This is a genomic window from Faecalibacterium sp. 7 (assembly GCF_049562865.1).
Lineage (GTDB): Bacteria > Bacillota > Clostridia > Oscillospirales > Ruminococcaceae > Faecalibacterium > Faecalibacterium wellingii.
On record NZ_CP186911.1, the window covers coordinates 1566190 to 1592534 of the forward strand.

24 protein-coding genes and 3 tRNA genes are annotated in these 26345 nt (G+C 55.9%); 13 read left to right on the plus strand and 14 right to left on the minus strand.

The genetic code is table 11. The annotated features are described in order from the left end of the window. Positions 1-28: 28 nt before the first annotated feature. Positions 29-1930 carry an AAA family ATPase gene (locus ACKXF7_RS07675; protein ID WP_423740978.1) on the minus strand — a complete coding sequence of 634 codons (1902 nt, stop codon included), beginning with the start codon at positions 1928-1930 and terminating at the stop codon, positions 29-31. An 89-nt stretch (positions 1931-2019) separates the two neighbouring features. On the opposite strand from ACKXF7_RS07675, the gene ACKXF7_RS07680 reads away from it, so the two are divergent. After that, positions 2020-2439: a nuclear transport factor 2 family protein gene (locus ACKXF7_RS07680; RefSeq protein WP_055059684.1), complete on the plus strand. Its 420-nt coding sequence runs from the start codon at positions 2020-2022 to the stop codon at positions 2437-2439. Between the two features lie 76 nt (positions 2440-2515). On the opposite strand, the gene ACKXF7_RS07685 is transcribed toward ACKXF7_RS07680, so the two are convergent. From ACKXF7_RS07685 to ACKXF7_RS07720, 8 genes are all read right to left on the minus strand, one after another. Next, positions 2516-3709 carry a MobA/MobL family protein gene (locus tag ACKXF7_RS07685; RefSeq protein WP_423742621.1) on the minus strand — a complete coding sequence of 398 codons (1194 nt, stop codon included), beginning with the start codon at positions 3707-3709 and terminating at the stop codon, positions 2516-2518. Continuing rightward, a complete protein-coding gene (locus ACKXF7_RS07690) occupies positions 3706-4176 on the minus strand; it encodes a hypothetical protein (RefSeq protein WP_112121886.1) in 471 nt (156 codons plus the stop codon). The genes ACKXF7_RS07685 and ACKXF7_RS07690 overlap by 4 nt, the downstream gene beginning before the upstream one ends. Before the next feature lie 65 nt (positions 4177-4241). Further along, positions 4242-5168, minus strand: coding sequence for a ParB/RepB/Spo0J family partition protein (locus ACKXF7_RS07695; RefSeq protein WP_423740979.1), 927 nt, complete (start codon positions 5166-5168; stop codon positions 4242-4244). Continuing rightward, complete coding sequence (locus ACKXF7_RS07700) at positions 5125-5958, minus strand: ParA family protein (RefSeq protein ID WP_055186034.1); 834 nt, start codon at positions 5956-5958, stop codon at positions 5125-5127. Before ACKXF7_RS07700 ends, ACKXF7_RS07695 begins: the two co-directional genes overlap by 44 nt. Beyond that, positions 5958-6854, minus strand: coding sequence for a DUF6017 domain-containing protein (locus ACKXF7_RS07705; protein WP_423740980.1), 897 nt, complete (start codon positions 6852-6854; stop codon positions 5958-5960). The genes ACKXF7_RS07700 and ACKXF7_RS07705 overlap by 1 nt, the downstream gene beginning before the upstream one ends. Then, positions 6817-7071 (minus strand): hypothetical protein, encoded by a 255-nt coding sequence (locus ACKXF7_RS07710; protein ID WP_005924919.1) that lies wholly within the window; start codon positions 7069-7071, stop codon positions 6817-6819. The genes ACKXF7_RS07705 and ACKXF7_RS07710 overlap by 38 nt, the downstream gene beginning before the upstream one ends. Next, positions 7068-7328 (minus strand): hypothetical protein, encoded by a 261-nt coding sequence (locus tag ACKXF7_RS07715; RefSeq protein WP_005945283.1) that lies wholly within the window; start codon positions 7326-7328, stop codon positions 7068-7070. Before ACKXF7_RS07715 ends, ACKXF7_RS07710 begins: the two co-directional genes overlap by 4 nt. A 397-nt stretch (positions 7329-7725) precedes the next feature. Continuing rightward, positions 7726-7799 (minus strand) — tRNA-Arg (locus tag ACKXF7_RS07720). 371 nt (positions 7800-8170) lie between these two features. Here ACKXF7_RS07720 and ACKXF7_RS07725 point away from each other — a divergent pair. After that, on the plus strand, positions 8171-9556 hold the full coding sequence (locus tag ACKXF7_RS07725; protein WP_348585115.1) for a TrkH family potassium uptake protein: 1386 nt from the start codon (positions 8171-8173) through the stop codon (positions 9554-9556). Positions 9557-9752: 196 nt separating this feature from the next. Here the strand turns inward: ACKXF7_RS07725 and pepT are convergent, their stop codons facing one another. Continuing rightward, positions 9753-10970 carry a peptidase T gene (gene pepT, locus ACKXF7_RS07730; protein ID WP_423740981.1) on the minus strand — a complete coding sequence of 406 codons (1218 nt, stop codon included), beginning with the start codon at positions 10968-10970 and terminating at the stop codon, positions 9753-9755. Positions 10971-11181: 211 nt separating this feature from the next. On the opposite strand from pepT, the gene ACKXF7_RS07735 reads away from it, so the two are divergent. Then, on the plus strand, positions 11182-12177 hold the full coding sequence (locus tag ACKXF7_RS07735; protein ID WP_423740982.1) for a D-isomer specific 2-hydroxyacid dehydrogenase family protein: 996 nt from the start codon (positions 11182-11184) through the stop codon (positions 12175-12177). A 291-nt stretch (positions 12178-12468) separates the two neighbouring features. Here the strand turns inward: ACKXF7_RS07735 and ACKXF7_RS07740 are convergent, their stop codons facing one another. Continuing rightward, complete coding sequence (locus ACKXF7_RS07740; protein WP_423740983.1) at positions 12469-13548, minus strand: 6-phosphofructokinase; 1080 nt, start codon at positions 13546-13548, stop codon at positions 12469-12471. A 280-nt stretch (positions 13549-13828) separates the two neighbouring features. On the opposite strand from ACKXF7_RS07740, the gene ACKXF7_RS07745 reads away from it, so the two are divergent. Both ACKXF7_RS07745 and ACKXF7_RS07750 read left to right on the plus strand, forming a co-directional pair. After that, positions 13829-13902: transfer RNA gene (locus tag ACKXF7_RS07745), tRNA-Gln, on the plus strand. 33 nt (positions 13903-13935) lie between these two features. Next, positions 13936-14011: transfer RNA gene (locus tag ACKXF7_RS07750), tRNA-Pro, on the plus strand. Positions 14012-14127: 116 nt separating this feature from the next. Here the strand turns inward: ACKXF7_RS07750 and ACKXF7_RS07755 are convergent. Further along, complete coding sequence (locus ACKXF7_RS07755) at positions 14128-14745, minus strand: uridine kinase family protein (RefSeq protein ID WP_423740984.1); 618 nt, start codon at positions 14743-14745, stop codon at positions 14128-14130. 497 nt (positions 14746-15242) lie between these two features. On the opposite strand from ACKXF7_RS07755, the gene ACKXF7_RS07760 reads away from it, so the two are divergent. From ACKXF7_RS07760 to ACKXF7_RS07795, 8 genes are all read left to right on the plus strand, one after another. After that, entirely contained in the window at positions 15243-15827 is a 585-nt protein-coding gene (locus ACKXF7_RS07760) for a DUF3793 family protein (RefSeq protein WP_339396112.1), read from the plus strand. Between the two features lie 445 nt (positions 15828-16272). Further along, entirely contained in the window at positions 16273-16488 is a 216-nt protein-coding gene (locus tag ACKXF7_RS07765) for a FeoA family protein (protein WP_249237206.1), read from the plus strand. A gap of 82 nt (positions 16489-16570) precedes the next feature. Further along, positions 16571-16792: a FeoA family protein gene (locus ACKXF7_RS07770; RefSeq protein WP_005944554.1), complete on the plus strand. Its 222-nt coding sequence runs from the start codon at positions 16571-16573 to the stop codon at positions 16790-16792. Positions 16793-16817: 25 nt separating this feature from the next. After that, positions 16818-19016: a ferrous iron transport protein B gene (gene feoB, locus ACKXF7_RS07775; RefSeq protein ID WP_423740985.1), complete on the plus strand. Its 2199-nt coding sequence runs from the start codon at positions 16818-16820 to the stop codon at positions 19014-19016. 29 nt (positions 19017-19045) lie between these two features. After that, positions 19046-19216, plus strand: coding sequence for a FeoB-associated Cys-rich membrane protein (locus ACKXF7_RS07780; protein WP_339396114.1), 171 nt, complete (start codon positions 19046-19048; stop codon positions 19214-19216). 107 nt (positions 19217-19323) lie between these two features. Continuing rightward, complete coding sequence (locus ACKXF7_RS07785; protein WP_348585131.1) at positions 19324-19728, plus strand: metal-dependent transcriptional regulator; 405 nt, start codon at positions 19324-19326, stop codon at positions 19726-19728. Beyond that, the gene (locus ACKXF7_RS07790) at positions 19725-21455 is read left to right on the plus strand and encodes an ABC transporter ATP-binding protein/permease (RefSeq protein ID WP_423740986.1); all 1731 of its coding nucleotides are present in this window, start codon (positions 19725-19727) and stop codon (positions 21453-21455) included. The genes ACKXF7_RS07785 and ACKXF7_RS07790 overlap by 4 nt, the downstream gene beginning before the upstream one ends. Positions 21456-21457: 2 nt before the next feature. Beyond that, positions 21458-23128: an amino acid ABC transporter ATP-binding/permease protein gene (locus ACKXF7_RS07795; protein ID WP_423740987.1), complete on the plus strand. Its 1671-nt coding sequence runs from the start codon at positions 21458-21460 to the stop codon at positions 23126-23128. A gap of 66 nt (positions 23129-23194) precedes the next feature. Here ACKXF7_RS07795 and ACKXF7_RS07800 read toward each other — a convergent pair whose 3' ends face one another. Beyond that, the gene (locus ACKXF7_RS07800) at positions 23195-24208 is read right to left on the minus strand and encodes an SGNH/GDSL hydrolase family protein (RefSeq protein WP_423740988.1); all 1014 of its coding nucleotides are present in this window, start codon (positions 24206-24208) and stop codon (positions 23195-23197) included. 206 nt (positions 24209-24414) lie between these two features. Beyond that, complete coding sequence (locus ACKXF7_RS07805; protein WP_423740989.1) at positions 24415-26151, minus strand: class I adenylate-forming enzyme family protein; 1737 nt, start codon at positions 26149-26151, stop codon at positions 24415-24417. Positions 26152-26345: the final 194 nt, after the last annotated feature.

Consider the following 26345-nt stretch of genomic DNA (forward strand, 5'->3'; position numbering starts at 1 on the left):
AAGTGCAAAGGGTCTGCGTTTTGCACTTTCAGCTTGCGGGTTCGGGTGGCTGCTTCTTCTTGATGAAGTTGTACCATTGACCGCCGACGCGCCTTGCGCCTAAAATGCCGCCCATGTTGCGCTTGGCGTTCTGTACCGTCCTTTCGGATATTCCGGCTTCGGCTGCGGCTTTTACAATGTCCTCGCTGGCAAGCTCTTTCCCGTCTGCAAGCAGGTCAAGTATCAGCCTTTCAGCCTGTTCGGTTTTGGTAGCGGTGTTCCCGCCCGCGCCGGACAGCAGCTCGTCGGCGGTGATGTCGTATTCGCCTATCCACTCAAAGCCCGTTTCCGGGTCAAGGCAAAAGGCAACGGGCTTGCCCTCCGGCGCAAGGGAAGATTTGTCATGGACGATAACGCGCACATTCGGTTCTCGCTTCACGCGCCCGATCAGCAGGACGCTCCTTGCTGCGGCGCGGAAGTCGATAGAACCTAAGCCCCGGTATGCGCTCTGCCCTCCGGCAGCTTTGTTGAGATGTCCGATAAGGATAACGGCGCACCCGGTACGCTCGGCAACATCGGCAAGGCGGCGGAACATGGGGCGCACTTCATTTGCCCGGTTCATGTCGGTTTTTTCGCCCATGTACGCCTGTATGGGGTCAAGGATAATCAGCCGCGCCCCGTTCTGCGTGATTGCCTTTTCTATGCGCTCATCGGAGAGGGTAAGCTCCCGCTTGGCTTCATCAATCACAAGCACCCGGTCAAGGTCTGCGGCGGCTTCTATCAAGCGTGGCTTGACGGTATCGCCCAGCCCGTCCTCGGCGGTCTGGTAAATTACTTGGAATGGCGGCAAGGGCTTCATTCCCGGCAGCGTTCCCCCGGTGGTGCAGGCGGCGGCAAGGCGTAGGGCAAAAGTGGTCTTGCCCTCGCCGGGATTGCCCTGCACAATGGTTACTTTCCCAAAGGGAATATACGGCTCCCATAGCCATTCAACGGTCTGTGTGTCAACCTCGCTCATGCGGATAATCTCAACGGTTTCTTCCTGCGGCGGCTCTTTCAAGCCGTAGATTGCTTCCCGCAAATACTTCCCGTCTGTGATTTCTGCCCGGTGCTGCAATACCTCGTTCCAGTCCTTGAAAAGAGGGATAAGCCGATGGACGGTCAAGCCCTCCGGCACAAGCTCTGCAAGGCGGCTGCAAGCGTCGTTTCCGGCTTCGTCGCTGTCAAGGCAGAGGTACACGGTCTTGATGTTCGGACGGTCAGAGAGAAAGCGCAACAGGGCTTTTTCTCCCACGCCGCCCAACGCCAGATAGCTTTGCTTCTGCCAGTCCTTTTTGAACAGGCAGAGGAAAGAGAGCAGGTCAACGGGGGCTTCAAAGACAAACAATCTTTCGCCCTCGCCCCGGTAGCAGAAGTTAAATGCTTTGTCGCTGCCTTTCACATCAAGCCGGAAGTTCCCGGCTGTGCCGCGCTGGTGGGCGTACCTTGGTATGCCGCTTTCATCTCTGCCGACAAATACGGCGTTATGGTGGGCGGCTTCCTCGTAAATATCCCCGGTGGAAAAGAAAAAGCCCGTCACATCTTCATCAATGCGGCGGGCTGCTGTGAGGTAGTTCCTCGCTATGCGGTTGTCGGTGCTGCGGGGTGGTAGTCGGAAGTCGGATAGGGGCGCGGGGCTTGGTCTGTCCGGCGGCGGGGCTGCGCCTTTTTCTCCTGTCAGCATTTCAACGGCTTCGGTAAAGCTCTTGCCGAAAAACTCCATGACAAAATCAATGGGTGCGCCGCCCTTGCTCTGGCTGTGCCTGTACCATTTGTTTCCCCGGACGGTCAGGCTGTCGTGCCGCTTCCAGCGGTATTCCTGTCCGGCGCGGGTAAGCTGCTCGCCCTGTGATTGCAGGAAAGAAACAAGGTCGGCTTGGTTGGCGTGGTCTATCTGTTCTTGGGTGTAATACATGGCTGATACCTCTCTTTCTGTGGTTGAATTGTTCATAGTTTTGATGTAAAATGAAACCGAAAAATCGGAAGTTAGTGAGGTGCTGGATTGTGAATGAAAGAGAAAAAAATATTCACTTATGGTTTGAAATGTGGCTTACAAAACAGGATTTAGGTATTGATAATATTTTTGCAGAAGATGTAATTTATACTGAAAGTTGGGGTCCAAAATATAATAACCGTCAAATCGTAAAACACTGGTTTCAGGAATGGAATACTCGTGGCAAAGTCGTTGCTTGGGAAATCAAACAATTTTTCCACAAAGGAAATCAGACGATTGTGGAGTGGTATTTCAAAAATGAAATGAACAATGGGAGCATAGAGGAATTTGATGGAATTTCCCTGGTTGAATGGACAAAGGATAATAAAATAAAATCATTGAAAGAGTTTGGCTGCAATTTGAATAATTATAATCCTTATGAGCATAGTGACCTGCCCGAATTTAGGGACGAAAGAGCAAGTTGGTTTTAATATTAGGAATCAATAGCGTCCATTTTATCGGAAAACATTTAGGACGGACAAGCAAAATGGCTTGCCCGTCCTTTTCTTATCGCTCCTGTTCATGCCGCTTGGTGCGGCTCTGCATCTGCTCCGGTTGGTCGGCGCGGAGTGCAATATCCACGCACCTGCGGATTTTTTGAAGCTCGGCAACCTCGGCGCGGGTATCTTTCAGTTTGGTATAATCGCTGTCCCTCTGCGTTTTGAGGTCAGCATATTCCTGTTCCCATTCCGCAATAGGCAAGGTCTTTGTTCCTTTCGGCAGATTTGCATGGAGATAGCGGTTTGCCGCGTCCCATAGGGTAAGCTCGGTGCGGCGGGCTTCCGCAAACTTCTCCTGTTTTCCTTTCCAGCGGATTTGCCGGTACTCGTCCTGTATGGGCTTGTAGGTCTGATAATTTCTGCCGTACTCCATGAGTTTTTGCAGTTCTTTCATGCGTTGCTCGGCGGTTTTCATTCCTGCCCGGATTGAATAGGCTCTATCACTGACAGAGGAAAGAGAAGCGTCCAGCTCGTCAAGATTAGAGATACCATGCTCGGAAAGATAGTTGACCGCCGCCGCTATGGTTTTCAGTTCATCGGCTGCGTGCTGTTGTTGCCAACGCTGCGAATACTTCCGGCTCTTTTCTCTCTGAACGCTCAAATACTTCATCAGCAGATTTGCAAGGTTGGGAGATTGCGGCGGCTGTTCTGGGGCGGTTTCCCGCGCTTTGAACAGGTCGGCAATCCATTCTTTGAGCTTCCCAATCTGCGCCCGGATTTCCCGGATAAGGCGGTTTGTCTTTTGAATACTGCGGTTCAGTTCGCCTTTCTCGGTGGCGATACCTTTCTTCTCCATCTGGCAAGCCGCCACGCCCATGTGGACGGTGGGTATCTCGTCAATGCCGCGCTCGGCGTTGCTGCGGTGGTCGATACGCTCCGGGCTTCCGTTCCTCTCCAAAAAGTCGTTGGTAAAGTCAGCCCATGCCTTGCGCCACAAGAGGGTGTTGTCCTTGTTGTTCCAGCCCGTGAGGTCAACCTTGTGCGTCTTATATCTGCCGCTTGGCAAGCGGATACGCTCACCGCTTTCATCAAGGTCATATTCCTTTTTGGACTTCGCCGCCCACGCGCCGCGCTCGTCAAGGGGGCGCATGGTAAGCATAATATGACAATGGGGGTTGCCGCTGTTGGTGTCGTGGATTGCAAAGTCAACGCACATTCCTTTGGAAACAAATTGAGAGGAACAGTATGCTGCATCTCTCAGTCAATGCAGATGCAGACCATCTTCTCGCGTCCAGCCATCAGAGGAACACTGTTCTCGCCCAGATAACACTGGATCAGGTACAGGTCACCGGTGGTAAGGGCAACAAAGTTGCCATCGGTGTCATAGCGTACAAAGATGACTGCGCCGGACAGGTAACGCTTGCCAGCCAGCGTAATGACCTGACGAGGATCGTAGCAGAGTGCCAGCGGCACATCTTCGCTGATGCTGTAGCAGGAATCAGTTTCATCGAAGCAAGGCAGGTAACTGCGAACGTTCGCCAGCGGGGTGATGGTCAGTTCAATCTCCGGGGCAATCACGGCGGCGTAAACTTCATCATCGCCGAGCTGCAGCTCCAGCACATCGCTCATCTTGTTGAAGAAGTCGGTCACAGCATTGTCCATGTGGTTGATCTTCTGGTTCATGGCTTCGATGGTCTTTGCGGTCTTGAGATCAATAGTAGTGTTCATAGTGTTTTTTCTCCTTTTGTTTGCAAAAGAAAAAGGCCCCATCGGGTCTTTCGTTACGGTATAAGTCAGCGTTCGTTCTGCCGCTGGAGTTTGCGCTGCCACTGTTCCAGCAGCTTGATGATAGTGTCCTCCATCTGTTTCGGGGTGTAGCTGCGAGGAAAGTATTTCCGCAGGGTGTCGTTTTTGATGACCACCTTGTCCAGCTCGTCCTTTTTCTCTTCGCCCATGACTGCAAAGGCAACGTCATACGAGAAGTGCCCTTCCTGCGCCAGCTTTTTGAGCCGCTGCGCTTGAGAAAGGGACGGCGCATTCTGGGTGTCATTCATCGCTTCTAAAAAATCCCGCTGTTGGCTTTCGTCCAGATAGGACAACTCCACAGCGGGATTAAAAGCGATTTTCTTTTCGTCCACCATGTCCAGCAGCTCAGGGATAAGGCTGGTCAGGCGGATAAAGCGGTGCACTTGATTTCGACTATCGCCAGCTTCCTGACCAACAATATCAAGGGCTTGCAACTTCATCCCAACTTGGGATGAAGTTAAATCCGACCTAGCACCTTGATTTTTTAAGGCTTCCAGCTTCATTTTGTAGGCGAAAGCCCTTTCACTGGGCAGGATGCTCTCACGCTGGAGATTGCTATCCACCATGAGCAAAACTGCGGCATCATCATCCATATTGCGGACAATGACCGGCAGGGTTTCCAGCCCGGCAAGCTGTGCAGCGTGCTGACGGCGGTGCCCGGAGATCATCTCATAGCCACCCTCCGGGCGAGGGCGGGCAATCAGCGGAGAAAGCACGCCGTACTGTTCCACGCTTTCCACCGTGCGCTGCATGGATTCATCATCCAAAACCTTAAATGGATGATTCTTGAAAGGGAACAGCTCCCCGATGGGAATCTGCTGCACCTGCTCTCGCTGCTGCTCCTGCCGGGATTCTTCTGTGGAGAAAATATCATCTGCCCCTTTCAGCGACACGTTTAAGCTGCTTTTCGGCATTCGCCATCACCTCCTCGGTCAGAGATTTATAGGCTTCTGCCACCTTGCCTTTGGGGTCGTGCTGGAAAATGCTCTTACCCACGGCACTGATCTCCGCAGCGCGGACAGACCGGGGAATGGTCTGGTCGAACACCTTGATCTTGCTGCCGTAAGCACCCCGAATCAGGTTGTCGATCTGCTGCCCATAGTTGGTGCGGCTATCTGTCATAGTCAGCAGAATGCCCTCAATTTTTAATTTCGGGTTTATCTGCCGCCGGACTTTTTGGACGGTCTGCAAAAGCTGTTCCAGACCTTTTGCGGAAAGGTACTGCGCCTGCACCGGAATCAGGGTGGTGTCTGCCGCCGCCAGTGCATTGACGGTCAGCATCCCAAGGGAAGGGGTGCAATCCAGCAGAATGAAATCGTACTCGTGCTTCGCACCTTCCAACACCTGTTTCAGCATCTTTTCCCGGTTCATGCAGTTGACAAGGGAAACTTCCAGCCCTGCCAGTTCAATGTTTGCCGGAATCAGGTCAATGCCTTCTGCGTGGTGCAGGATGCCTTCGCCGGGTGGAATGCTCTGGTCGTTCATGGCTTTTGCCATCAAGGTGGAAAGGGTTGTGGGCAGTTCATCGGGCTGCTGCCAGCCCATGCTGATGGTCAAGCTGCCCTGCGGGTCAGCGTCTACCAACAGGACTTTCTTGCCCTCCATCGCCAGCCCAATGCCCAGATTTTCGCAAGTAGTGGTCTTGCCAGTGCCGCCTTTCTGGTTGACGATGGCAATCGTGGTTGCTTTCTTTGAAATTTTCATCACCCCCGCATCGCTAAGTCGTGGTTGGTTTGGTTCTGGTAGGAAAGCTGCATCGTGGTGGGTGCGTTGTACAGAGAAGCGAGCAGATATTGTTTCATGTTTCGGATTGGGCTGCTGTTCTCTGCAAGGCACTTCAGCACAAAACGGATATGGTCGGCGTTCAGCTTCATAAACCGGCTGCGTACCACCTCGGCAGGTTTATCGTCCCCGGCAATGTGCAGTAGCTTACGGTTGGTAGCGCAGGTATCCACCAGCAAATTCACGATTTGATAGATGGTGTCCTCATCATCCGGGCAAAGCCGGAGCAGAAGGTCTACCTCCAAAGCCTGAGAAAAATATTCTTCCAGTTGTTCACGTTCGCTCATCCAGTCGTTTTCATCGGAAGAGATAGGATCAGTATCGCTTATCTCTGTATTATTTCTCTCAGTCTTATTACATCGTAGTTTGGCCGGGTCTTGAAGCGTATTCTGGACGACTCCAGAATCGTCATTATCACGATTCAGAAAGCGTAGTTTTGACGATTCTGACGAAAAATTCTTCACATAGATGAGATTGGGCTTGCCCAGCCCCCTCCGTTTGCGTTCAATCAGGCCGTACTCTTCAAGTTCTCGCAGCAGCTTGGTCGCCTTTTTATCGGCACAGCCCAGTGAATCCTGCACTTCCTGCACGGTATAGATGATGAACACCCGCCCAGCCTTGTCCAACCAGCCGTTCCGTGCTGACAGGCTCATGCGATCGAGCAGGATGCCGTACAGCGTTTTGGCATCTGTGGAAAGCGGTTGAAAGCAGCTATCCTGAAACAACAGCTTGGGAATTCGGTAGAAGGAGAACAGCTCGCTGGACTGCCCATAGAAGTAATCAAGGTCTGCGGTTCTTGTCGGCTTTCTTTCGGGCATAGAGAATATCCCATTTTTCAGGTGTGGAACGGAATACATTGACCTGCTTCTTATAAGGGCAGTGGGCATACAGGCAGGTGCGGAACTTGAAATCGGGTCGATAGTACGGACACAGCTTGCAACTGTCCGGGGCACGGTCAGAACCTTCGCCAGCGGCGATCACATGGTGCATGGAGTGCTGGACATGGCGCAGGGCTTCGTTTCGCTTGTGGCTCACTTGGCATCACCTCGTTTCTCCAGCGGTGCCATCAGGTCTTTGTAGCAGGGAACCAGCACACAGGGCTTTGCCCGCTTGTAGGGGCACCCTTCGCACTTGCTGGGGCCTTTGGGCGGCTCGATCAGATAGTAGCAGTTCTCTTTGCCGAGAACGCAGCCCTTCTTTCGGTTCTTCCAGAAGAAGCAGTGCCGGCAATCTGCCGGGCGGGAAGCATGGTAGCGGATACCGTCCATCGTGACGGTCAGAACTTTTTTCATCGGTAAACCCTCCTTTGACGGATTCGGGAAGTTCAGCCCGAAAATAAAAAAGCGCGTTCCTCTTTCTGTTCGGGAAGAACAGCGAGTGAACGCGCTATGTATGGAGAAAAGTGTTTTGCACGGTTTCGGGCAGGAATGTGGAAAATAGATTTACACAAATTATCTTGTATTTACATGGATTTACAGGAAAGCGGCTACCAATTTTAGCAGAGAGCCGGAAAACAGAGTTCAAAAGGTGCTTTATGGGGCTTCATTAGCTGGGAACCTGATTTTATTAGCTGGAACCGAAAATTCTGCTAATGGCATTAGCTGGCTAATTTTGGTGATAGGTTCAAAATGAAAAATGCGAAGATCGTCTTTCACATGGAAAAATGACCTTCGCATTTTCATAAAGGGATACCCCAGACAGGATTCGAACCTGCGGTCTCCTCCTTAGGAGGGAGGCGCTTTATCCAGCTAAGCTACTGAGGCATATTATGTATTATCGTTGATTTTTTGAAATTCAACGCGTTTGGAAACGAATATGCAGAATGATTTTCACACCGAAGTGACCGACTGCGTTGCAACCGGAACGGTGTTAAACTTGTTGCATCAAAATTTGTTGAGAAAACCGTGATTCTCGGTTTTGCTTTTGAATAGAGCAATCACTTCTGCACCCAAGGTATCAGGTTGACCGAATTCTTAGGAGGCGGACGCTCTATCCAGCTGAGCTACGGAGACAGATACCCTATTATAATACAGCATTTTGCGGATAAAATCAAGTTGAACCGTAAAGCAAAATGGTGTATGCTATAGGAGAAATGAAATAGCCGCGGCAGGTCTTGCCGCGTGCGGAGGATCTTATGGAAAAGATAAAGAGAAAAAAGCTGTTTTACCGCCCGGCGGGCAAGCGCAAGGGAGGGTATACGCCTACGCAGATCATCTGCGGGAGCTTTGTCATCGTGATCGCGCTGGGCACCTTCCTGCTCAGCCTGCCCATTGCCAGCAGGCATGGGCGGCTGGATGTGCTGGATGCCATGTTCACGGCCACCAGTGCCACCTGCGTTACCGGCCTGATCGTGCGGGACACCTGGACGCAGTTTACCTTCTTCGGGCAGGCCGTGATCCTGCTGCTCATTCAGGTAGGCGGCCTTGGTCTGGTCACGCTCACCAGCTTTTTTGCGCTGGCCATGCGGCGGCGCATGGGCTTCCGTGACCTGCGGCTGCTGGGCGAGAGCGTCTCGGCAGATGGATACGCGCAGGCAAAGGACGTGCTGAAGATCGTGGTGGGTCTGGCCGGGCTGTTTGAGGGCATCGGTATCCTCCTGCTGCTGTTTGTCTTTGTGCCGCAGTTTGGGCTGGAGGGCATCTGGATCAGTGTGTTTACGGCAATTTCGGCCTTCTGCAACGCGGGCTTTGACCTGTTTGGCCGGTTCGGGCAGTATTCCTCACTGGTGCCCTATGTGAACAACTACTATGTACAGGCCGTTGTAATGTTCATGATCATTTCCGGCGGTCTGGGCTTTATGGTCTGGGTGGAAATCGGCGAGTACCACAAAAAACACCGCTTGTCTCTGCAGGCTAAGGTGGTGCTGAGCTTCTCGGTGATCCTGTGGCTCGGCGGCGCGGCGCTCATCGCGCTGATGGAGTGGAACAATCCTGCCAGCATGGGCGGGCTCTCTGTGCCCGGTAAGCTGATGGCGGCGCTGTTCCAGTCGGTGTCTACCCGTACGGCAGGCATGAATACCATCGACCTTGCCGCCTGCGGGCCCATTACCAAGCTGCTGATGAGTGTGCTGCAATTCATCGGTGCGGCACCCGGCTCCACCGGCGGCGGTGTGAAGGTGACCACCTTTGCTGTCATCATCCTGACCATCCGCAGCGTGGCTCAGGGCCGCGACGACTGTGTGATCGCAGAGCACCACATCGAGTCCAAGACGGTTTATCGTGCTTTGACCATTATCGTGCTCGGCGGGCTGGCGGCGGTTGGCTCGGCTGTGGTGGTGTACTACAACACTTCGGAGGCGGTATCGATCATTGACGCGATCTTTGAATCCTGCTCGGCCTTTGGTACGGTGGGCCTTTCGGTGGGCGTTACCAGCCAGCTGAACCGGGGCGCGAAAGCTTTGTATATGGCGGTCATGTTCATGGGCCGTGTGGGCCCGGTGTCGCTGGCCATGAGCCTGACGGCAAAGCCCGACGATAACAAGCGGAAGATCATGCCGGTGGGACATATCAACGTGGGTTAAATGATTTGAATGCCCTCCGTTTCACTCTGGGCATGTTCAGTGGAATTTAATTTTTGTTTTTCGCATTTGTCGCAGCCTGCGGGCTGCTCCAAATGCATTTTCACGAGTGGAGTCGTAGAGATAAGCGTCAGAGTATACCAAAAAGTGGGTGCTATCCGAAAATAGCACCCACTTTTGTTATATTGAAAAATAAAATTTACTCTGCGTACAATTTGATGATGTTCAGCAGGATCTCGGTGCAGCGGTCCATGCGCTCGGCGGTGATGCACTCACACACGCCGTGGAAGTTGAAGCCGCCGGTGCCAAGGTTCGGGCAGGGCAGGCCTTTCCAGCTCAGCATAGCGCCATCGGTGCCGCCGCGCACCGGAATCTCTTCCGGTTCCAGCCCGGCCATGCGGGTGGCCTTGCGTGCGGTTTCTACTAAATGGAAATGCGGCTTGATCTTTTCCAGCATGTTGCGGTAGCTGTCCTTGATCTCCACCTCAACGGTGCCTTCGCCGTACTTGCCGTTCAAAAACTCGGCAATGTCCAGCATGTTGTCCTTTTTGAACTGCAGCTTGTCGGCGCTGTGGTCGCGCAGGATATAGCCCAGTTTTGCGGTGGTCACATCGCCGTACATCTGGCACAGATGATAGAAACCCTGCCGGCCCTCGGTCGTTTCGGGGCGGGCGGTGATGGGCAGCGCCTGATGGAACTCCATGGCCACATTGGAAGCGTTGATCATGGTGTCCTTGGCGGTGCCCGGGTGGACAGAGAAACCGTGGATGGTCACGGTGGCAGAAGCGGCGTTGAAGTTCTCGTACTCAATGGAACCGGCATCGCCGCCGTCCACAGTGTAGGCAAAGTCTGCGCCGAAGCCGGAGATGTCAAACAGTTCTGCGCCCTCGCCGATCTCCTCGTCCGGCGTAAAGGCTACGCACAGTCTGCCGTGGGGCAGGCCCTTTTGCTGCAGGGTCTCCACGGCGGTCAGAATCTCCGCAATGCCGGCCTTGTCGTCGGCACCCAGCAGAGTGGTGCCGTCCGAGGTGATAAGAGTCTCCCCCTTCATGGAGGTGAGGAAGGGGAACATGGAGGGCTTCATCACCATGCCGGTGGCAGGCAGGGTCACATCGCCGCCGTTGTAGTTCTCCCAGACGATGGGCTGCACATTCTCGCCGCTGGCATCATCGGCGGTGTCCATGTGGGCAATGAGCCCCAGTGCGTGCTTGTCCTCGCAGCCCGGGGTGGCGGGCAGAGTGCCGTAGACGTAGCAGTGCTCGTCCACATGGGCATCCTCCATGCCAAGAGCCTTCATCTCCTCCACCAGCTGGCGGGCAAGGTCGAACTCCCGCTCGGCGGAGGGGTGAGTGCCGGAGGTCTCATCCGAGGTGGTGTGCACCCGGACATAATTCAAAAGCCGTTCATAAGCGCGCATAAGGCACACTCCTTTTATGTTTCAGTGATGTATACTACGACTTGCTCCTTCTATCATACCCTCTTTTCCGATTTTTTACAACTCTTTTTGCAGCATCTGCATGGAAATATGCGTCCTCATGCAAAAAATGAATATAATTCACCACTAAAAATGCGTCAGTCCGCGCAGAACGTGTTAAAATAAAGACAAAATCAGCCGGGAGGGAAGTTCTATGGCAACAAAAGTCTTTTTTTACACGCTGCGTCCGTACGATGAGCTGAGCATTGCACAGCGGCTGGCACCGCAGCTGGATATCGAGTTCGGCTATACGCAGGAATATCCCACACTGGAAAATGCAGAGCTGGCAAAGGGCTATGACGCTGTATCGGTAACGCCCTGCGATATGAGCGCGCCCATGGTAAAGCGCTTCCATGAACTGGGCGTAAAGTCCATCTGCTGCCGCTCCATCGGCTACGACCATGTGGACCGCGAGACTGCCCGAGCGCTGGGGATGAAGGTGGCCAATGTGGATTATCCCCCAAACGGCGTTGCGAACTTTGCCATTATGCTCATGCTGATGAGCCTGCGCAAGGCGGGCCACATCCTCAAGCGAGGGGAAGCGCAGGACTACTCGCTGCAGGGAAAGATCGGCCGTGACATCTCCACCTGCACGGTGGGCGTGATCGGTACCGGCCGCATTGGCCGCACGGTATTGCAGCATCTGTCCGGCTTTGGCTGCCGTCTGCTGGCCTACGATCTGTACCCCAATGCAGAGGTGAAGAAGATCGCGGAGTATGTGCCGCTGGAGACCCTGCTGGCCGAAAGCGATGTCATCACCCTGCACACCAATGCCACCGAGGAGAATCACCATCTCATCGACGCCAAAGCCATTGAGACCATGAAGCCGGGCGTGACCATCATCAACACCGCCCGCGGCAAGCTGATCGACAGCGATGCCCTCATCGCCGGGCTGGAAAGCGGAAAGCTGGGCGGCGCGGCGCTGGACGTGCTGGAAAACGAGAACGGCCTGTACTATTATAACCGCATGGGCGACGTGATCCCCAACCCGGAGCTGGCGGTTCTGCGCAGCATGCCCAACGTGATCCTGACCGACCACACGGCTTTCTACACCCACGAGGATGTGGAGAGCATGGTGCGCGGTGTGCTGGAAAGCGCCGTGGCCTTTGAACAGAACCAGCCTACCCGGCATGATGTGACGGATCTTTGATTTGTCAGGCAGACGATTTTGAATGGCCGCCGTTGCACTCTGGCCATATTCAGCGGAAATATGATTCCTAAATAGAGCAGATCCCGGCAGGCTGCGGCCTGCCGGGATCTGCATTTTCACGGGAGGGGCGCAGCGGAAAACGGCATTCAGTGTGTTTGAAGCATCTGCCGGTTGGGACCCTTCCGGTGAAAAAGGGATTCCTGAAAATCTGCAGATTTTCAGGAATCCCCAATAAAAATAATTATTCCGCTAAAAATGCTCAGAGCAAAGCGGAGAGCATTCAAATGGTGATCAACCCAGGCTGATGCCCATACGGCGGGCGACGGTGAGCAGCTCGCAGCCCTCCGGCACGTTGCGGGTCTTGCCTGCAATGTCGACCAGACGGTTCTGGGTGACGTGACCGTTCACCATGGCGACTGTCACGCCGTAGCGCTCAATCTCCACCAGCTTTGCCGCATAGCTGCCGAACTGGGTGGCCAGAACACGGTCGTAGGCGCTGGGGCTGCCGCCGCGCTGCATGTGGCCCGGGATGCACACACGCGTCTCCATGCCGGTCTTTTTCTGCACGGCCTGTGCAATGCGGTTGGTGGCGGTGGTGCCAAAGCCTGCCTCGGCGCGCTTTGCCATCCACTCCTTGCGCTTCATGCCGGCTTCCTCGCAGTTGATGGCACCCTCGGCTACAGCGATGATGGAGAAGTTGGAACCCTTTTTGGCGCGGCGCTCCACGGCAGAGCACACACGGTCGATATCATAGGGCTGTTCCGGCAGCAGGATGATGTCTGCACCGCCAGCAATGCCGGAGTACAGCGTCAGCCAGCCGGCCTTGTTGCCCATGATCTCGATGCACATTACGCGGCTGTGGCTACCGGCAGTGGTGTGGATGCGGTCGATGACATCGGTGGCAATGTCCACGGCAGTGTGGAAGCCGAAGGTCACGTCGGTGCCGTAGATATCGTTATCGATGGTCTTGGGCAGGCCGATGATGTTCAGGCCCTCCTGCGAGAGCAGGTTTGCGGTTTTGTGGGTGCCGTTGCCGCCCAGACACAGCAGGCAGTCCAGCTTGGCTTCCTTGTAGGTCTTTTTCATGGCGGCGACTTTATCAACGTTGTCGTTCTCCACCACACGCATCATTTTAAAGGGGGTGCGTTTGGTGCCCAGAATGGTGCCGCCCAGCGTCAGGATGCCGCGGAAGTCGTCCTCACACATCTCTTTGTAATCGCCGTTGATGAGACCGCTGTAGCCGTTCAGGATGCCCACGATCTCCACATCCTCGCCCATGCGGGCATACAGCGCTTTGGCTACGCCGCGGATGGTGGCGTTCAGACCCGGACAATCACCGCCGGAGGTCAGGATTCCAACACGTTTTTTCATTCAAAAGCCCTCTTTCATTTGCTGTTCAGCACCGTGCATTCCGGCTCCGAAAGTCAGTCTGCCCGGGAACCCGCTTATTTATAGTATAAGATTATTCCGGATGGGGCACCGTGTCAAGAGAAGTGCAAAAAATTTACACGGTCCCACGGACTGTTTTTGCGGGCAGAGCAGATGGGAGAAAAGTTTTGCGGAAAAAATAAAAAAATGGTTGACAAGCAAGACCCTTTCGAGTATAATATTCCCTGTCAGCAGCGCACAGCGCGGCAGACAAACAGAATAATGGGGATTTGCATAGTGGTAGTGCGGTAGACTCTGACTCTACTTGTGGGAGTTCGATTCTCTCATCCCCAACCAGAAAACCGCAGTCTCAACTGGCTGCGGTATTTTCGGGGCATAGCGCAGTTGGTAGCGCGCCTCGTTCGGGACGAGGAGGCCGTGGGTTCAAATCCCGCTGCTCCGACCATGACGGATATTCTTACAGCACATGAGATGCTGCGGAATGTCCGTCTTTTTTTGTTTGCTGATTTGCTGGATAGCGATGCTACAGGGGCGCAGTTCACAACTGTGCCTTTTTTGCATTCACCTACACATCATTCCTGCGCAGGCATTGGCTGCGGTCGTGTCCACCGCTAGATCTGCCGTTTCCTCAATGCGGTACTGGGCAAAGTAGCCCTCCTCCAGCGGGATCCACCGGGCGGCAAAATTGGCGTACCGCTCACCCTCCCGTGCCTGCAGGCGGCGGGTCTGCTCTTCTCTTGAGCAGGTGACGAAGACCTGCAGGGTCTCATACCCGGCCAACAGCGGGTGGTGGCTGTAGCTGCCCTCCAGAATGACCAGCGGCTGTGCGGCAAGCTCCTGCACAGGCTGGTATGCGCCCGCCCGGCAGGAGTAGGCGCGGTAGAGCACCGGCTGGCCTTCATAGGCCGGGCGCAGGGCTTTGTCCCGCAGACGGATAAGGTCCATGTTGGCGCAGGGCGTTTTTTCCCAGCCGCGTACACGCTGGGCAGGCGGCAGATAGAAATCGTCCGTGTGCAGGACGATGCTGGCCGGAAACTGCCGGGCCAGCCCGTCGGCAAGGGTGGTCTTGCCGCTGCCGCAGCGGCCATCCAGCGCCAGCACCAGCGGCTTTGTGGGCTTCTGGGCCAGTGCGGCGGCGAGGATCGAAATCAGGCTTTCCGGTGTGATGTTCTGCGCCATGGGAAACATGCTCCTTTTATAAGATAGAACCCTCTCAGTCATTGCTGCGCAATGCCAGCTTTCCCGAAGGGGAGAGTTTTTGAATGCGCTGACTCTATAAAGAGCTCCCCCCTGAGTGGAACGACTTCCCCCGCGCCGGGGGAAGATGGCGAAGCCAGAAAGGGGAACGGCTGGCGCGTTAGCGCCTGAGAGGGTTTTCCTTATTATACCATACCGCACCTCAAAACGGTAGGATGCGCAAAAAACAGGCCGAAGCAAATGATGGTTTGTTACAGATAACTTTTTTCAGAAAAAGTGTTGACAATGCCCCCGGGCTGTGGTAAGATACAGTCACGTTATAGATAACTAACCGCAAGAAACCAATCGGCAGGCCGAAGCCTTGATTGCTCCGCGCAAAGCCGCTTCTTTTTTGAAATCTAGGTTAGAAACATCTAACTTATAAACACGGTGCATCCGGGAAACAATAGCCCGGAGAAACAAGGCGGGAGGGCACAGACATGGAGCGTAATTTTGAAACGGTCATGATCGAACAGTGTGCCCCGGTGCTGGCCAGCCTGAAACCGGCGGGCCTGTTCCGCTACGAGACCCGCGACTGCGCCGACCTTGCACGCCGCGTGAAAAACTGGAATGTCCAGCTTGAGCCCAAGGGCCTGCGGGTGCGGGTGCTCAAGGGCTGCGTGCGCAACCACCGGTATCTTGTGTACGTCTACCGCGAAAGCAGGCTGTCTGCTGTACTGGCAGACGAAAAGGTGCAGAGCTTCCTGCAGCAGGAGGGATACCGTCTGCCGGAAGCGGGGGAACCGCTGGATGTGGGCGGCATGCTCACCCAGCTTTCCCGCAGGCTGTGCTGCTCGGAGGATTTTCCCCATGAGATCGGGGTGTTCCTTGGCTATCCGCTGGGGGATGTGGTGGGCTTTATCGAGAACCGCGGCAAGAACTTTACCTGCTGCGGCTGCTGGAAGTCCTACGGCGACCCGGATGCAGCGCAGAAGCACTTTGATCAGCTGAGCAAATGCACGGCTGTCTATCTGCGGCTGTTCCACAGCGGAACGCCCATTCTCCGCCTTGCCGTGGCGGCTTGATGTTGTCATTCTCTTTTCAAATACTCTCTTTTTATCCTGGCGCCTGCTGGTGTCCACGCACCGGCGGGAAAGAAATCCTCCTTTTGACACGCGGCCGCGCGGTGCAGAATGACCACTGTACCGCGCGGCTGTGTCATTTGCTGCAAAAGAGCACAGCGGGAGTAGGAAAAAAGCCTTGTGATAGTTTACAAGATGTCGCCAAAAAAGAACGAGAAAATGTAAACAATGGCTAACTTTGGCTCAATAATTTGAGTTAGTTGTTGTTGATTGTGGTGAAAAAACGGAAAAAATCGGGCAGAAAAATTGTTTGTTCATATAAACTAACTTTTAAATATGAAAAAACTATTGACATCAAAGGTTAGTAAGCGTAAACTATCCACGCTGGTAGTTGCGGCTGACTAACCGCAACGATATCCCAGATTCAAACAGGAAGGGAAGCGGAAGTATGATGCCTTTGACAATGGCAAAAGCAGGAGAGACCGTCACCATCAAAAAGATCACCGGCAAGGACGAAATCCGGCTGCATCTGGCAGAGCTGGGCTTTGTGGTGGACAGTGAGGTAACGGTCGTCAACGAGATCGCAGGCAACCTGATCCTGCAGGTCAAGGAGAGCCGCATCGCGCTGGACAAGACGATGGCAAACCGTATCATGATTGGCTGAACAGTGCCCCGGCGCTGTTTGGGAGCTGCTCCGAAACTGGAATAGTCTCTCTATAAAGACAAGCAGAGGAGGATGGTTAAGAATGAAAACTCTGAAAGACGTAAAGGTCGGCGAGACCGCTACTGTGGCAAAGCTGCACGGTGAAGGCCCGGTCAAGCGCCGCATCATGGACATGGGCATCACCAAGGGTGTCGAGATCTATGTCCGCAAGGTGGCACCTCTGGGTGACCCCATGGAGCTGACCGTGCGCAACTACGAGCTGAGCGTGCGCAAGGCCGATGCTGAAATGATCGAAGTAGTCTGATCCCAAAGGGAGGAAGGATTAAGCAATGAGCATTAAAATTGCACTTGCCGGCAACCCGAACTGCGGTAAAACGACCCTGTTCAACAATCTGACCGGCTCCAACCAGTATGTCGGCAACTGGCCCGGCGTTACGGTGGAAAAGAAGGAAGGCAAGCTGAAGGGCGATAAGGATGTTATCATTCAGGACCTGCCCGGCATCTACTCGCTGTCTCCGTACACGCTGGAAGAGGTGGTCTCCCGTACCTATCTGGTCAAGGAGAAGCCCGACGCCATCCTGAACATCATCGACGGCACCAACATCGAGCGCAACCTGTACCTGACCACCCAGCTGATCGAGCTGGGCATCCCGGTGGTCATGGCGGTGAACATGATCGATCTGGTGCGCAAGAACGGTGATAAGATCGACCTGAAGAAGCTGAGCGCAGAGCTGGGCTGTCAGGCTGTGGAGATCAGCGCACTGAAGGGCGAGGGCACCGAGGCCGCTGCAAAGGCTGCTGTGGCTGCCGCCAAGGCTACCAAGGCCGGCGAGCTGCCCCATGTCTTCACCGGCAGCGTGGAGCACGCCATTGCCCACATCGAAGAGTCCATTCAGGGCAAGGTGGATGACCGCTTCCTGCGCTGGTACGCTGTCAAGCTGTTCGAGCGCGATGACAAGGTGCAGGATGAGCTGAAGCTGGACAAGACTCTGATGGATCACATCGATCAGCACATCAAGGATTGCGAGACCGAGCTGGACGACGATGCAGAAAGCATCATCACCAACCAGCGCTATGCATACATCAACACCGTGGTGGGCAAGGCTGTCAAGAAGAAGGCCCGCGTGGAGCACCTGACCGTTTCCGATAAGATCGACCAGATCGTGACCAACCGTATTCTGGCTCTGCCCATCTTCGCACTGGTCATGTACCTGATGTACTCCCTGTCCATGGGCACCTCCATTGCAGACGGCGGCTGGGCCATTGGTACCTTTGCCACTGACTGGACCAACGACGTGCTGTTCGGTGAGATCGTTCCCAATGCTCTGGGCGGCTTGCTGGAGAGCATCGGCGTGGCAGGCTGGCTGTACGGCCTGATCATGGACGGCATCGTTGCCGGTGTCGGCGCAGTTCTGGGCTTCGTTCCCCAGATGCTGGTGCTGTTCTTCCTGCTGTCCATTCTGGAGGATGTGGGCTATATGTCCCGTGTCGCCTTCATCATGGACCGTATCTTCCGCAAGTTCGGCCTGTCCGGTAAGAGCTTCATCCCTGTTCTGGTGGGCACCGGCTGCGGCGTCCCGGGCGTCATGGCATCCCGTACCATCGAGAACGAGCGCGACCGCCGCATGACCATCATGACCACCTGCTTCATCCCCTGCGGCGCAAAGATGCCCATCATCGGCCTCATCGCAGGTGCGATGTTCGGCGGTTCTTCTCTGGTGGCTGTCTCTGCTTACTTCATTGGCATGGCTGCCATCATCTGCTCCGGCGTGATCCTGAAGAAGACCAAGCTCTTCGCAGGTGATCCCGCTCCCTTCGTGATGGAGCTGCCCGCATACCATGTGCCTGCATGGGGCAACGTGTTCCGTGCAACCTGGGAGCGCGGCTGGTCCTTCATCAAGCGCGCAGGCTCCGTCATTCTGGCCGCTACCGTTGTGCTGTGGTTCCTGCAGGGCTTCGGCTTCGAGAACGGTGCCTTCGGTATGGTCGAGGATCAGGACAACTCCGTGCTGGCTGCTATCGCTACCAAGGTCGCATGGATCTTTGCACCTCTGGGCTTCGGCAACTGGCGTGCAACCGTCGCTTCCGTCTCCGGCCTGATCGCAAAGGAGAACGTGGTTGGTACCTTCGGTGTTCTGTATCACTTCGGCGGCGAGCTGTCTGAGAACGGCGATGAGATCTGGGCTGCTGTTGCGCAGGACTACACCGCTCTGTCGGCTTACGCCTTCATGATCTTCAACCTGCTGTGCGCTCCCTGCTTCGCTGCTATGGGCGCCATCAAGCGCGAGATGAACAACGGCAGATGGACGGCCATCGCCATTGGTTACATGTGTGCTCTGGCTTACTGCGCAGCTCTGGTGGTTTACCAGCTGGGCGGCCTGATCACCGGCGAGGTTGGCTTCAACTTCTTTACCATCGTGGCGGCTGTGGTTCTGGCTTGCTTTATTTACCTGCTGGTCCGTCCCAACAAGTACACCGGCGACAACGAGGTCAAGATCGACGTTTCCAAGATCACTGCAAACAAGTAAGCTTCGTCTGCTGAAAGGAGAGATGCTTTATGATGGAATTTCTGGCAGCAAACTTTAATCTGCCTACGATCGTTGTGGCAGTCATCGTGTTTGGCGGTGTGGGCTGGATCACATGGCACTCTCACAAGCATGGCGGCTGCGGTGGCTGCGGCGAGGGCGGCTGCAATGGTAATTGCGGCGGCTGCAGCGGCTGTCACTGATCGGTAAAAACCGCAAGGGGCGCGGGCTGGAACTTTCGGCTCGCGCCCTTTTTTTAGAAGAAAAAAGTTAGCCTTGAGTAACATCAAAACGAAAGAGAGTGATCGGGATGGAACTTACGTCGGCGCATCTGCGCTATCTGCTGGCGATCTACGAGGTCTCGCAGACCCATCTGGATATCAGCTCCCGCAGCATTGCGGAAAAGCTGGGGGTCACCAAGCCCTCAGTGGTGCGCATCATGAACCTGCTCATGGAGCATGGCATGATCGTAAAGGAGCATTACGGAAAGATCTACATGACCGACCGGGGCATCTGGGTGGCAAAGCAGGTGGACCGGCAGCTGAAAACGATCCTGACCCATTTCCCGCCGGTCGGCGAGCCGCTGTCAGAGGAGGAACGCTTTGCGGCGGCGCTGGCCATGACCAGTGCATTGCCGGAGCGCATCTTTACCGGCGAATACGAGCGTTTGTTCGGAACAGCGGCGGATGACACAGAAATGGAGAAAGCCCAGTGATCAACAAAAAATTGCTGTCCTTTGACCGCGGTGCACTGCGGTATGTGGAGCTGAATGTGCTGTTCCAGTGGCTGGGAATGCTGTGCAATGTGGTGTTTGTAAAGGCTGTTGCGGGGCTCATCGGTGCTGCCTTTGCGGGCAGCCTGACCAGCGCCCTGCTGTGGCAGCAGCTGATGCTGTGCCTTGCTATGGTGCCGCTGCGCTTTGCCTGCACCATGCTGGCCTCCGGCATGAGCGACCGGGCGTCCAAAAACGTCAAGCGCACCCTGCGCAGCAGCATCTACGCAAAGCTTGCCCGCCTTGGCCCCAACTACACCGAGACGGCGGCCACCAGCGAGGTGGTGATGCTGGCCAGCGAAGGCGTGGAGCAGATCGATACCTATTTTGCAAAGTACCTGCCCCAGCTGCTCTACAGCCTGCTGGCTCCTGTTACCCTGTTCGCGCTGCTGGTGGGGGTGCACGCACGGTCTGCCATCATCCTGCTGTGCTGCGTGCCGCTGATCCCCATGTCCATCGTGGCGGTGCAGAAGTTTGCCAAAAAGCTGCTGGCGAACTACTGGGGCGAGTACACCACCCTTGGCGACAGCTTTCTGGAAAACATTCAGGGCCTGACCACCCTGAAGATCTATCAGGCAGACGGCTGGAAGCACGAGCAGATGAACGCGCAGGCTGAGCGCTTCCGAAGGATCACCATGAAGGTGCTCACCATGCAGCTGAACTCGGTGACACTGATGGACCTGATGGCCTACGGCGGTGCGGGCCTTGGCATCATCAGCGCGGTGGCTGCATTTGCGGCAGGCCGGCTGACCCTGACCGCCACATTGACCATTGTGCTGCTGGCGGCGGACTTCTTCCTGCCGCTGCGGCTGCTGGGCAGCTACTTTCACATTGCCATGAACGGCGCCGCTTCGGCAGAAAAGATCTTCCGGCTGCTGGCAGCGGAGGAGCCTGCCGACGGTGACCGCCTGCCCGGCGAAAACACCACCCTGCAGCTGGAGCATGTCACCTTTGGCTACGAGAAAGACCGCACCATTCTGAAGGATGTATCCCTCACCATCCCGCAGGGCAGCTTTGTCTCGCTGGTGGGCGAGAGCGGCTGCGGCAAAAGTACGATCGCAGCGCTGCTGTCCGGCAGCCGCACCGGCTATACCGGCAGCGTGACGCTGGGCGGCGTGCCGGTGCAGGAGCTGCAGCAGGAACAGCGCCTGCGCACCCTGACGCTGGTGCCCCATAACGCCGCCATCTTCAAAGGCACAGTGGAGAGCAATCTGCGCATGGCAAAGCCGGATGCCTCCGAAACAGAGCTGTGGAACGCACTGGAACAGGTGAATCTGGCCGATTTCTGCCGCAGCCAGAACGGCCTGCAGACCGCCTTGCATGAGGGCGGCAGCAATCTTTCCGGCGGTCAGCGTCAGCGCCTTGCCATGGCCCGCGCCCTGCTGCATGATACGCCCATCTACCTGTTTGACGAAGCCACTTCCAATGTGGATGCCGAGAGCGAGAACGACATCATGCGGGCCATCCACAGTCTTGCCGGGAAAAAGACGATCATCCTGATCTCCCACCGTCTGGCAAACGTGGTGCACAGCGACTGCATTTATGCAATGAGCAATGGCCGTGTGATCGAGCAGGGCACCCACGCCGAGCTGCTGGCAAAGCAGGGGGCTTACAGCCGCCTGTATCTGGCACAGCGGCAGCTGGAAACACTGGAAGAGGAGGATGCCTGAGCATGAACAAGAGCAATCATCGCAGCCCCTTTGCCATTGTGGGACGGCTTATCGTACTGGTAAAGCCCATGCTGCCCGTTATGCTGGCAGCGATCGTGATGGGGGTGGCAGGCCATTTCTGCGCCACCTTCATTACCATCTTTGGCGGTTTTGGCATCCTGCGTGCGCTGGGGCTTGCAAGCCCGGTGGGGACCGTGGGCACGGCCTTTGCCTGCATTCTGGTGTTTGCGCTGCTGCGCGGCGTTCTGCGCTACGCAGAGCAGGCGTCCAACCACTATATCGCCTTTAAGCTGCTGGCCCTGATCCGCGATAAGGTGTTCGGGGCGCTGCGCCGCCTGACCCCTGCAAAGCTGGAAGGCCGTGACCGCGGCGACCTGATCTCCCTCATCACCGCCGACATCGAGGCGCTGGAAGTGTTCTACGCCCACACCATTTCGCCCATCTGCATCGCGTGCATCTGCGTCGTCGGCATGACGGGCTTTGTGGGCAGCTGGCACATCCTGCCTGCACTGGTGCTGCTGGCGGGCTATCTGCTGGTGGGCGCGGCCCTGCCCATCTGGAGCGCAAAGCGCGGCGACCGTGCCGCCCGGGAGTACCGTCAGGCACTGGCCGATACCAACAGCTATGTGCTGGAAAGCCTGCGGGGCCTGAAGGATACCCTGCAGTATCAGGACACCGCAGCCCGTGCCGAGGGCATCACGGCCCACAGTGAGACGCTGGGCGAAAAACAGAAGTCTCTCAAGTACCGCGAGGGCCTGACCGTGGCCCTGACCAATACCCTGATCCTGCTCACGGTGCTGGCCGTGCTTGGCACCAGCCTGAGCCTTTACCAGAGCGGAAAACTGGGGGCTGAGGGGGTGCTGGTGTGCACCCTTTCGGCTCTGAGCTCCTTTGGCCCGGTGGTGGCACTGGCAAACCTTGGCGTGGGCCTGACGCAGGTGTTCGCCAGCGCCGACCGTGTTCTGGACCTGCTGGAGGAAGAGCCTGTCACTGCGGATGTGACCGACGGCACAGACACCGCCTTTGCGGGTGCTGCGGCAGAGCATGTGAGCTTTGCCTATGCCGAGGAAGAGATCCTGCATGACCTGAGCCTGACCATTCCGGAAAAGAAGATCGTGGGCATCACGGGCCGTTCGGGCAGCGGAAAGTCTACCTTCCTGCGGCTGCTGATGCGGTTCTGGGATGTGTCCGGCGGCAGCATCCGCTTTGGAGAACAGGACATCCGTCGGGTGAACACCGCCGCTCTGCGTGCGCAGGAGAGCCTTGTGACCCAGGAGACCGAACTGTTCGATGACACCATCGAGAACAACATCCGCATTGCAAAGCGGGATGCCACCCGGGAAGAGGTGGAAGCGGCCTGCAAAAAAGCTGCACTGGATGGTTTCATCCGCAGCCTGCCCAAGGGCTATGACACCCCAGTGGGTGAGCTGGGCGGTGCCCTTTCCGGCGGCGAGCGTCAGCGCATCGGTGTGGCGCGTGCGTTCCTGCACGATGCACCGTTTCTGCTGCTGGACGAGCCTACCTCCAATCTGGACAGCCTGAACGAGGGGGTCATCCTCAAGGCTGTGCGGGCAGAGTGCAAAGACAAAACGGTGCTGCTGGTCTCCCACCGAAAGTCTACCATGGCGGCGGCAGACATCAGCTTTTCGGTGGAAAGCGGCCGCCTGAGCTGAAAACGGGTTCTACAAAGAAACAGCCGGTCTCCTGTGCGGAGACCGGCTGTTTTTGGTCATAGAGAATTACTGGATCGCATTCAGGATCTGCTGTGCAATGTACTTGTGGCCTTTGACGGTGGGGTGGCCGTCCGCAGCGGTCTGGGTGCGGGGAATGTCCACATAGATCAAGCCTTCTTGTGCGGCAAGGTCTTTGGCAAAGCGGTTCAGTTTGCTGAAGTAGCGGTTCCATGCGGGCAGCAGAGGCACCGGATTGGTGTAGCCCAGCAGCACGATTTTGGCATCTGGGTTCAGTGCGCGGATACCGGCCACGATCTGCGGCAGGTTGTTGGTCACATTGGTATAGGCCTGATCGCAGATCTCATCCATGCCGCGGAACAGCAGGCGGTTGGTGGCGCGGCTCTCGTCAAAGGTAAGGGTCATACGGTTCAGCGCTTTGAGGAAGAGCCCTAGCTTCTGGAAGTTGAAATCACGCAGGGCACCGCTGACCATCAGCCCGGCCAGCTGCTCGCTCTTCCAGTTGGTGGCCTCGCCCAGACCTACGATGCAGGGCACCAGCGCGTCGTTGGAGCCGATCTGGATGGAAATGATATCGGCCTTGCGCAGATATTCCTGATATTCCGGGTAGACGTAGTACGAGCCGGAAGCCTGATTCATCTTGGGCATGGCGCTGCTTTGCACCATATCCACCATGTCAGGGCTCATCAGGCTGGGCAGGCCCAGATTGATGGCGTGCTGGCGGTCCAGCCCAAGGCCCTTGCCCACAAGGGCGGTATAGCACTGGGAAGAGTAGCCCTCGAAGTTTGGCCGGAGATCGTAGCCGATCTGGGCGATGTTGTATTTCATATCGGCAAGGCCGACACCGGAGGTGATGCTGTCGCCCAGCGCCACATAGGTGAGCTGCGGCTCCGGTTCGCCGGCTGTCTGGGCATCGGCGGGCGCTGCGGCCTGTTCCTGCTGCACCTCTGCTGCTTCGGCGGCAGGCAGCTCCGCCTGTTCGTCGGCAGCAAATGCAGGCATGGCCAGCAGCACAAGCGCTGCCGCTGCGGCCAGAAAGCTGGCAAATTTTTTGTTTTTCATTGTGATTCCTTCTTTCCGGAATGACTGCACCTGTGCGGCACAGCTGTTGTCTCTATGATAAAATGGAAAGTAAAAATTGTCAACTGACAAAATTCAAAAAATTGCGGTCATCGCTGCGCCCGTATTCTGCAGTTTCTTCCATACAAAAAAGCTCCCCCTTGCGGGAGAGCTCAGTGTCTGAAAAAACGATAGGGTGAAGTTCAGGATCAATAATCGCGGGGAGTGATCTCTTCCTCCAGCTTGCGGTAGTCCACCTTGCCAACGGGGGTCATCGGCATTTCGCTGATGAACTTGTAGCTCACCGGCTGCACGTACTCCGGCAGCTCTTCCTTACACAGCTGGCGCAGCTCGCGCACGATCTGGCGCTTCTTTTTGTCGGCCTCCGGGTCCAGCACCACGTAGACGAAGGGCAGGCGGCCCTGCACATGGTCCTTATCGGTGCAGCCTACCACCGAGCACTGATGCACAGCCGGATGGCGGCTGATGACGTTCTCGATCATGGACGGGAACACCTTGAAGCCGTCGTGACGGATGATCATGCGCTTGATGCGGGAGTCCAGATACACAAAGCCGTCCTCGTCCATGTAGCCGACATCGCCGGTGTGTGCCCAGATCTGGCCGTCTGCATGGCGGCGCAGGATCATATCGGTCTCATCGGGCTTGTTGTAGTAGCCCTTCATGACGGTGGGGGTGCAGATGCAGATCTCGCCGCGCTCCCCGATGGGCAGCTCGGTCTCGGTGCCGGGCTCGAAGATGGACACCACCGTATTCAGCATGGGGATGCCCACGCTGCCGGGCTTGGTCACATTGCCGGCGGCAACGGTAGCGGCAGAGGCGACTTCGGTCATGCCGTAGCCCTTGGCCAGCGGATACTCCACGTTGTGTGCCTTCAGGAACTCGTTCACGGTCATCTCAGCGCCCAGCGGCAGCGAGTCGCCGCCGGCGGCATAGTTGCGGATGAAGGAGAGATCCTTCTTCTTCTTGAGCAGCGGAGATGCTGCCATCTGCTGGTAGTGAGCCGGAACGCCGAACATGTGTTCGGGCTTGTGCTTCCAGATCAGTGCGCCCAGCTTGTCGGGGTCCAGATTGGGGATGATGACGACGTGCAGGCCCATGACCAGCGGCATATGCACGCCGCAGGCATAGCCGTAGGCAATGAACGGAGGCATAACGTTCATCAGCTTCTGGCCGCGGCAGAACAGGTTGCTCTGGGCAATGAATTCGTGGGCCAGAGAGTTGAAGCTGTCGTCGGTCAGCATAACGCCCTTGGGCGAACCGGTGGTGCCGCCGGTGTGCACCACCACGCAGGCGTGCTGCGGGTCGTAGGGTTCGGCGTTCATGCTCTGATCCTTGCCCTGTGCAATAAAGTCCTTCCAGTGGATCACGTTGGACTTGTAGCGGTTCTTATCGGGGTTGGTCAGCTTGTAGCCGACGGCCAGATGCAGCGGCAGGGAGTCTGCGGGGCTGATGACCAGCACGCGCTCCACATTGGTGCGCTTTTCTGCCTTGTGGCAGCGTTCATAGGTCACATTCAGGCAGATCAGCAGGCGGGAATCCACCTCCTCGATGTACTCGTGGATGCCCTCAACGCTGTAGCGCGGGTCCACCAGATTCAGCGTTGCGCCGATCATATCAGCAGCGTAAAAGGCGTAGATCACCTCGGGGGTCATCACACTGACAACGGTGATGATGTCGCCCTTCTTCACGCCGAGAGCACGGAAGGCAGCAGCGGTTTTCTTGACATTCACAAAGAGGTCTGCAAAGGTGAATTTGCGGCCATAATACTCCAGAGCGGTCTCGCTCAGATGGTTCTTGTTCTGATGGCAGAGATACTCAAAGGCGCTGCACTTGGGCAGAGGCATGTCGATGTATTTCTGGTCATAGTACTTCAGCCAGGGCTTCGCAGTGGACGCATAGAGCGGTTCACGCTGTTCAGTAGTCATAGAATAAAGTCCTCTTTTCTTTCTTCTTTTCATTGCTAAAAGCCGACAGCTTTGTAAGAAAGATGAAAGCCGCCGGTCAGATCACGCAAATAACTCAAAAATTAGAATCAACGATGCAGTCTCTATTGTAGTGGAGCCGCCTGAGAATGTCAAGAAATAAACTATGAACGTTGCGTAAAAGTGCCGTAAAACAA

What these genes read in the sequence shown, in the direction of transcription:
- ACKXF7_RS07740 (WP_423740983.1), bottom strand. Translation starts at nt 13,548, where the DNA reads ATGAAAAAACGTGTTGGAATCCTGACCTCCGGCGGTGATTGTCCGGGT.
- ACKXF7_RS07755 (WP_423740984.1), bottom strand. Translation starts at nt 14,745, where the DNA reads ATGGCGCAGAACATCACACCGGAAAGCCTGATTTCGATCCTCGCCGCC.
- ACKXF7_RS07705 (WP_423740980.1), bottom strand. Translation starts at nt 6,854, where the DNA reads ATGCCCGAAAGAAAGCCGACAAGAACCGCAGACCTTGATTACTTCTAT.
- ACKXF7_RS07770 (WP_005944554.1), top strand. Translation starts at nt 16,571, where the DNA reads ATGAAAACTCTGAAAGACGTAAAGGTCGGCGAGACCGCTACTGTGGCA.
- ACKXF7_RS07715 (WP_005945283.1), bottom strand. Translation starts at nt 7,328, where the DNA reads ATGAAAAAAGTTCTGACCGTCACGATGGACGGTATCCGCTACCATGCT.
- ACKXF7_RS07805 (WP_423740989.1), bottom strand. Translation starts at nt 26,151, where the DNA reads ATGACTACTGAACAGCGTGAACCGCTCTATGCGTCCACTGCGAAGCCC.
- ACKXF7_RS07785 (WP_348585131.1), top strand. Translation starts at nt 19,324, where the DNA reads ATGGAACTTACGTCGGCGCATCTGCGCTATCTGCTGGCGATCTACGAG.
- ACKXF7_RS07800 (WP_423740988.1), bottom strand. Translation starts at nt 24,208, where the DNA reads ATGAAAAACAAAAAATTTGCCAGCTTTCTGGCCGCAGCGGCAGCGCTT.
- pepT (WP_423740981.1), bottom strand. Translation starts at nt 10,970, where the DNA reads ATGCGCGCTTATGAACGGCTTTTGAATTATGTCCGGGTGCACACCACC.
- ACKXF7_RS07795 (WP_423740987.1), top strand. Translation starts at nt 21,458, where the DNA reads ATGAACAAGAGCAATCATCGCAGCCCCTTTGCCATTGTGGGACGGCTT.
- ACKXF7_RS07765 (WP_249237206.1), top strand. Translation starts at nt 16,273, where the DNA reads ATGATGCCTTTGACAATGGCAAAAGCAGGAGAGACCGTCACCATCAAA.
- ACKXF7_RS07700 (WP_055186034.1), bottom strand. Translation starts at nt 5,958, where the DNA reads ATGAAAATTTCAAAGAAAGCAACCACGATTGCCATCGTCAACCAGAAA.
- ACKXF7_RS07780 (WP_339396114.1), top strand. Translation starts at nt 19,046, where the DNA reads ATGATGGAATTTCTGGCAGCAAACTTTAATCTGCCTACGATCGTTGTG.
- ACKXF7_RS07690 (WP_112121886.1), bottom strand. Translation starts at nt 4,176, where the DNA reads ATGAACACTACTATTGATCTCAAGACCGCAAAGACCATCGAAGCCATG.
- ACKXF7_RS07725 (WP_348585115.1), top strand. Translation starts at nt 8,171, where the DNA reads ATGGAAAAGATAAAGAGAAAAAAGCTGTTTTACCGCCCGGCGGGCAAG.
- ACKXF7_RS07695 (WP_423740979.1), bottom strand. Translation starts at nt 5,168, where the DNA reads ATGCCGAAAAGCAGCTTAAACGTGTCGCTGAAAGGGGCAGATGATATT.
- feoB (WP_423740985.1), top strand. Translation starts at nt 16,818, where the DNA reads ATGAGCATTAAAATTGCACTTGCCGGCAACCCGAACTGCGGTAAAACG.
- ACKXF7_RS07735 (WP_423740982.1), top strand. Translation starts at nt 11,182, where the DNA reads ATGGCAACAAAAGTCTTTTTTTACACGCTGCGTCCGTACGATGAGCTG.
- ACKXF7_RS07675 (WP_423740978.1), bottom strand. Translation starts at nt 1,930, where the DNA reads ATGTATTACACCCAAGAACAGATAGACCACGCCAACCAAGCCGACCTT.
- ACKXF7_RS07760 (WP_339396112.1), top strand. Translation starts at nt 15,243, where the DNA reads ATGGAGCGTAATTTTGAAACGGTCATGATCGAACAGTGTGCCCCGGTG.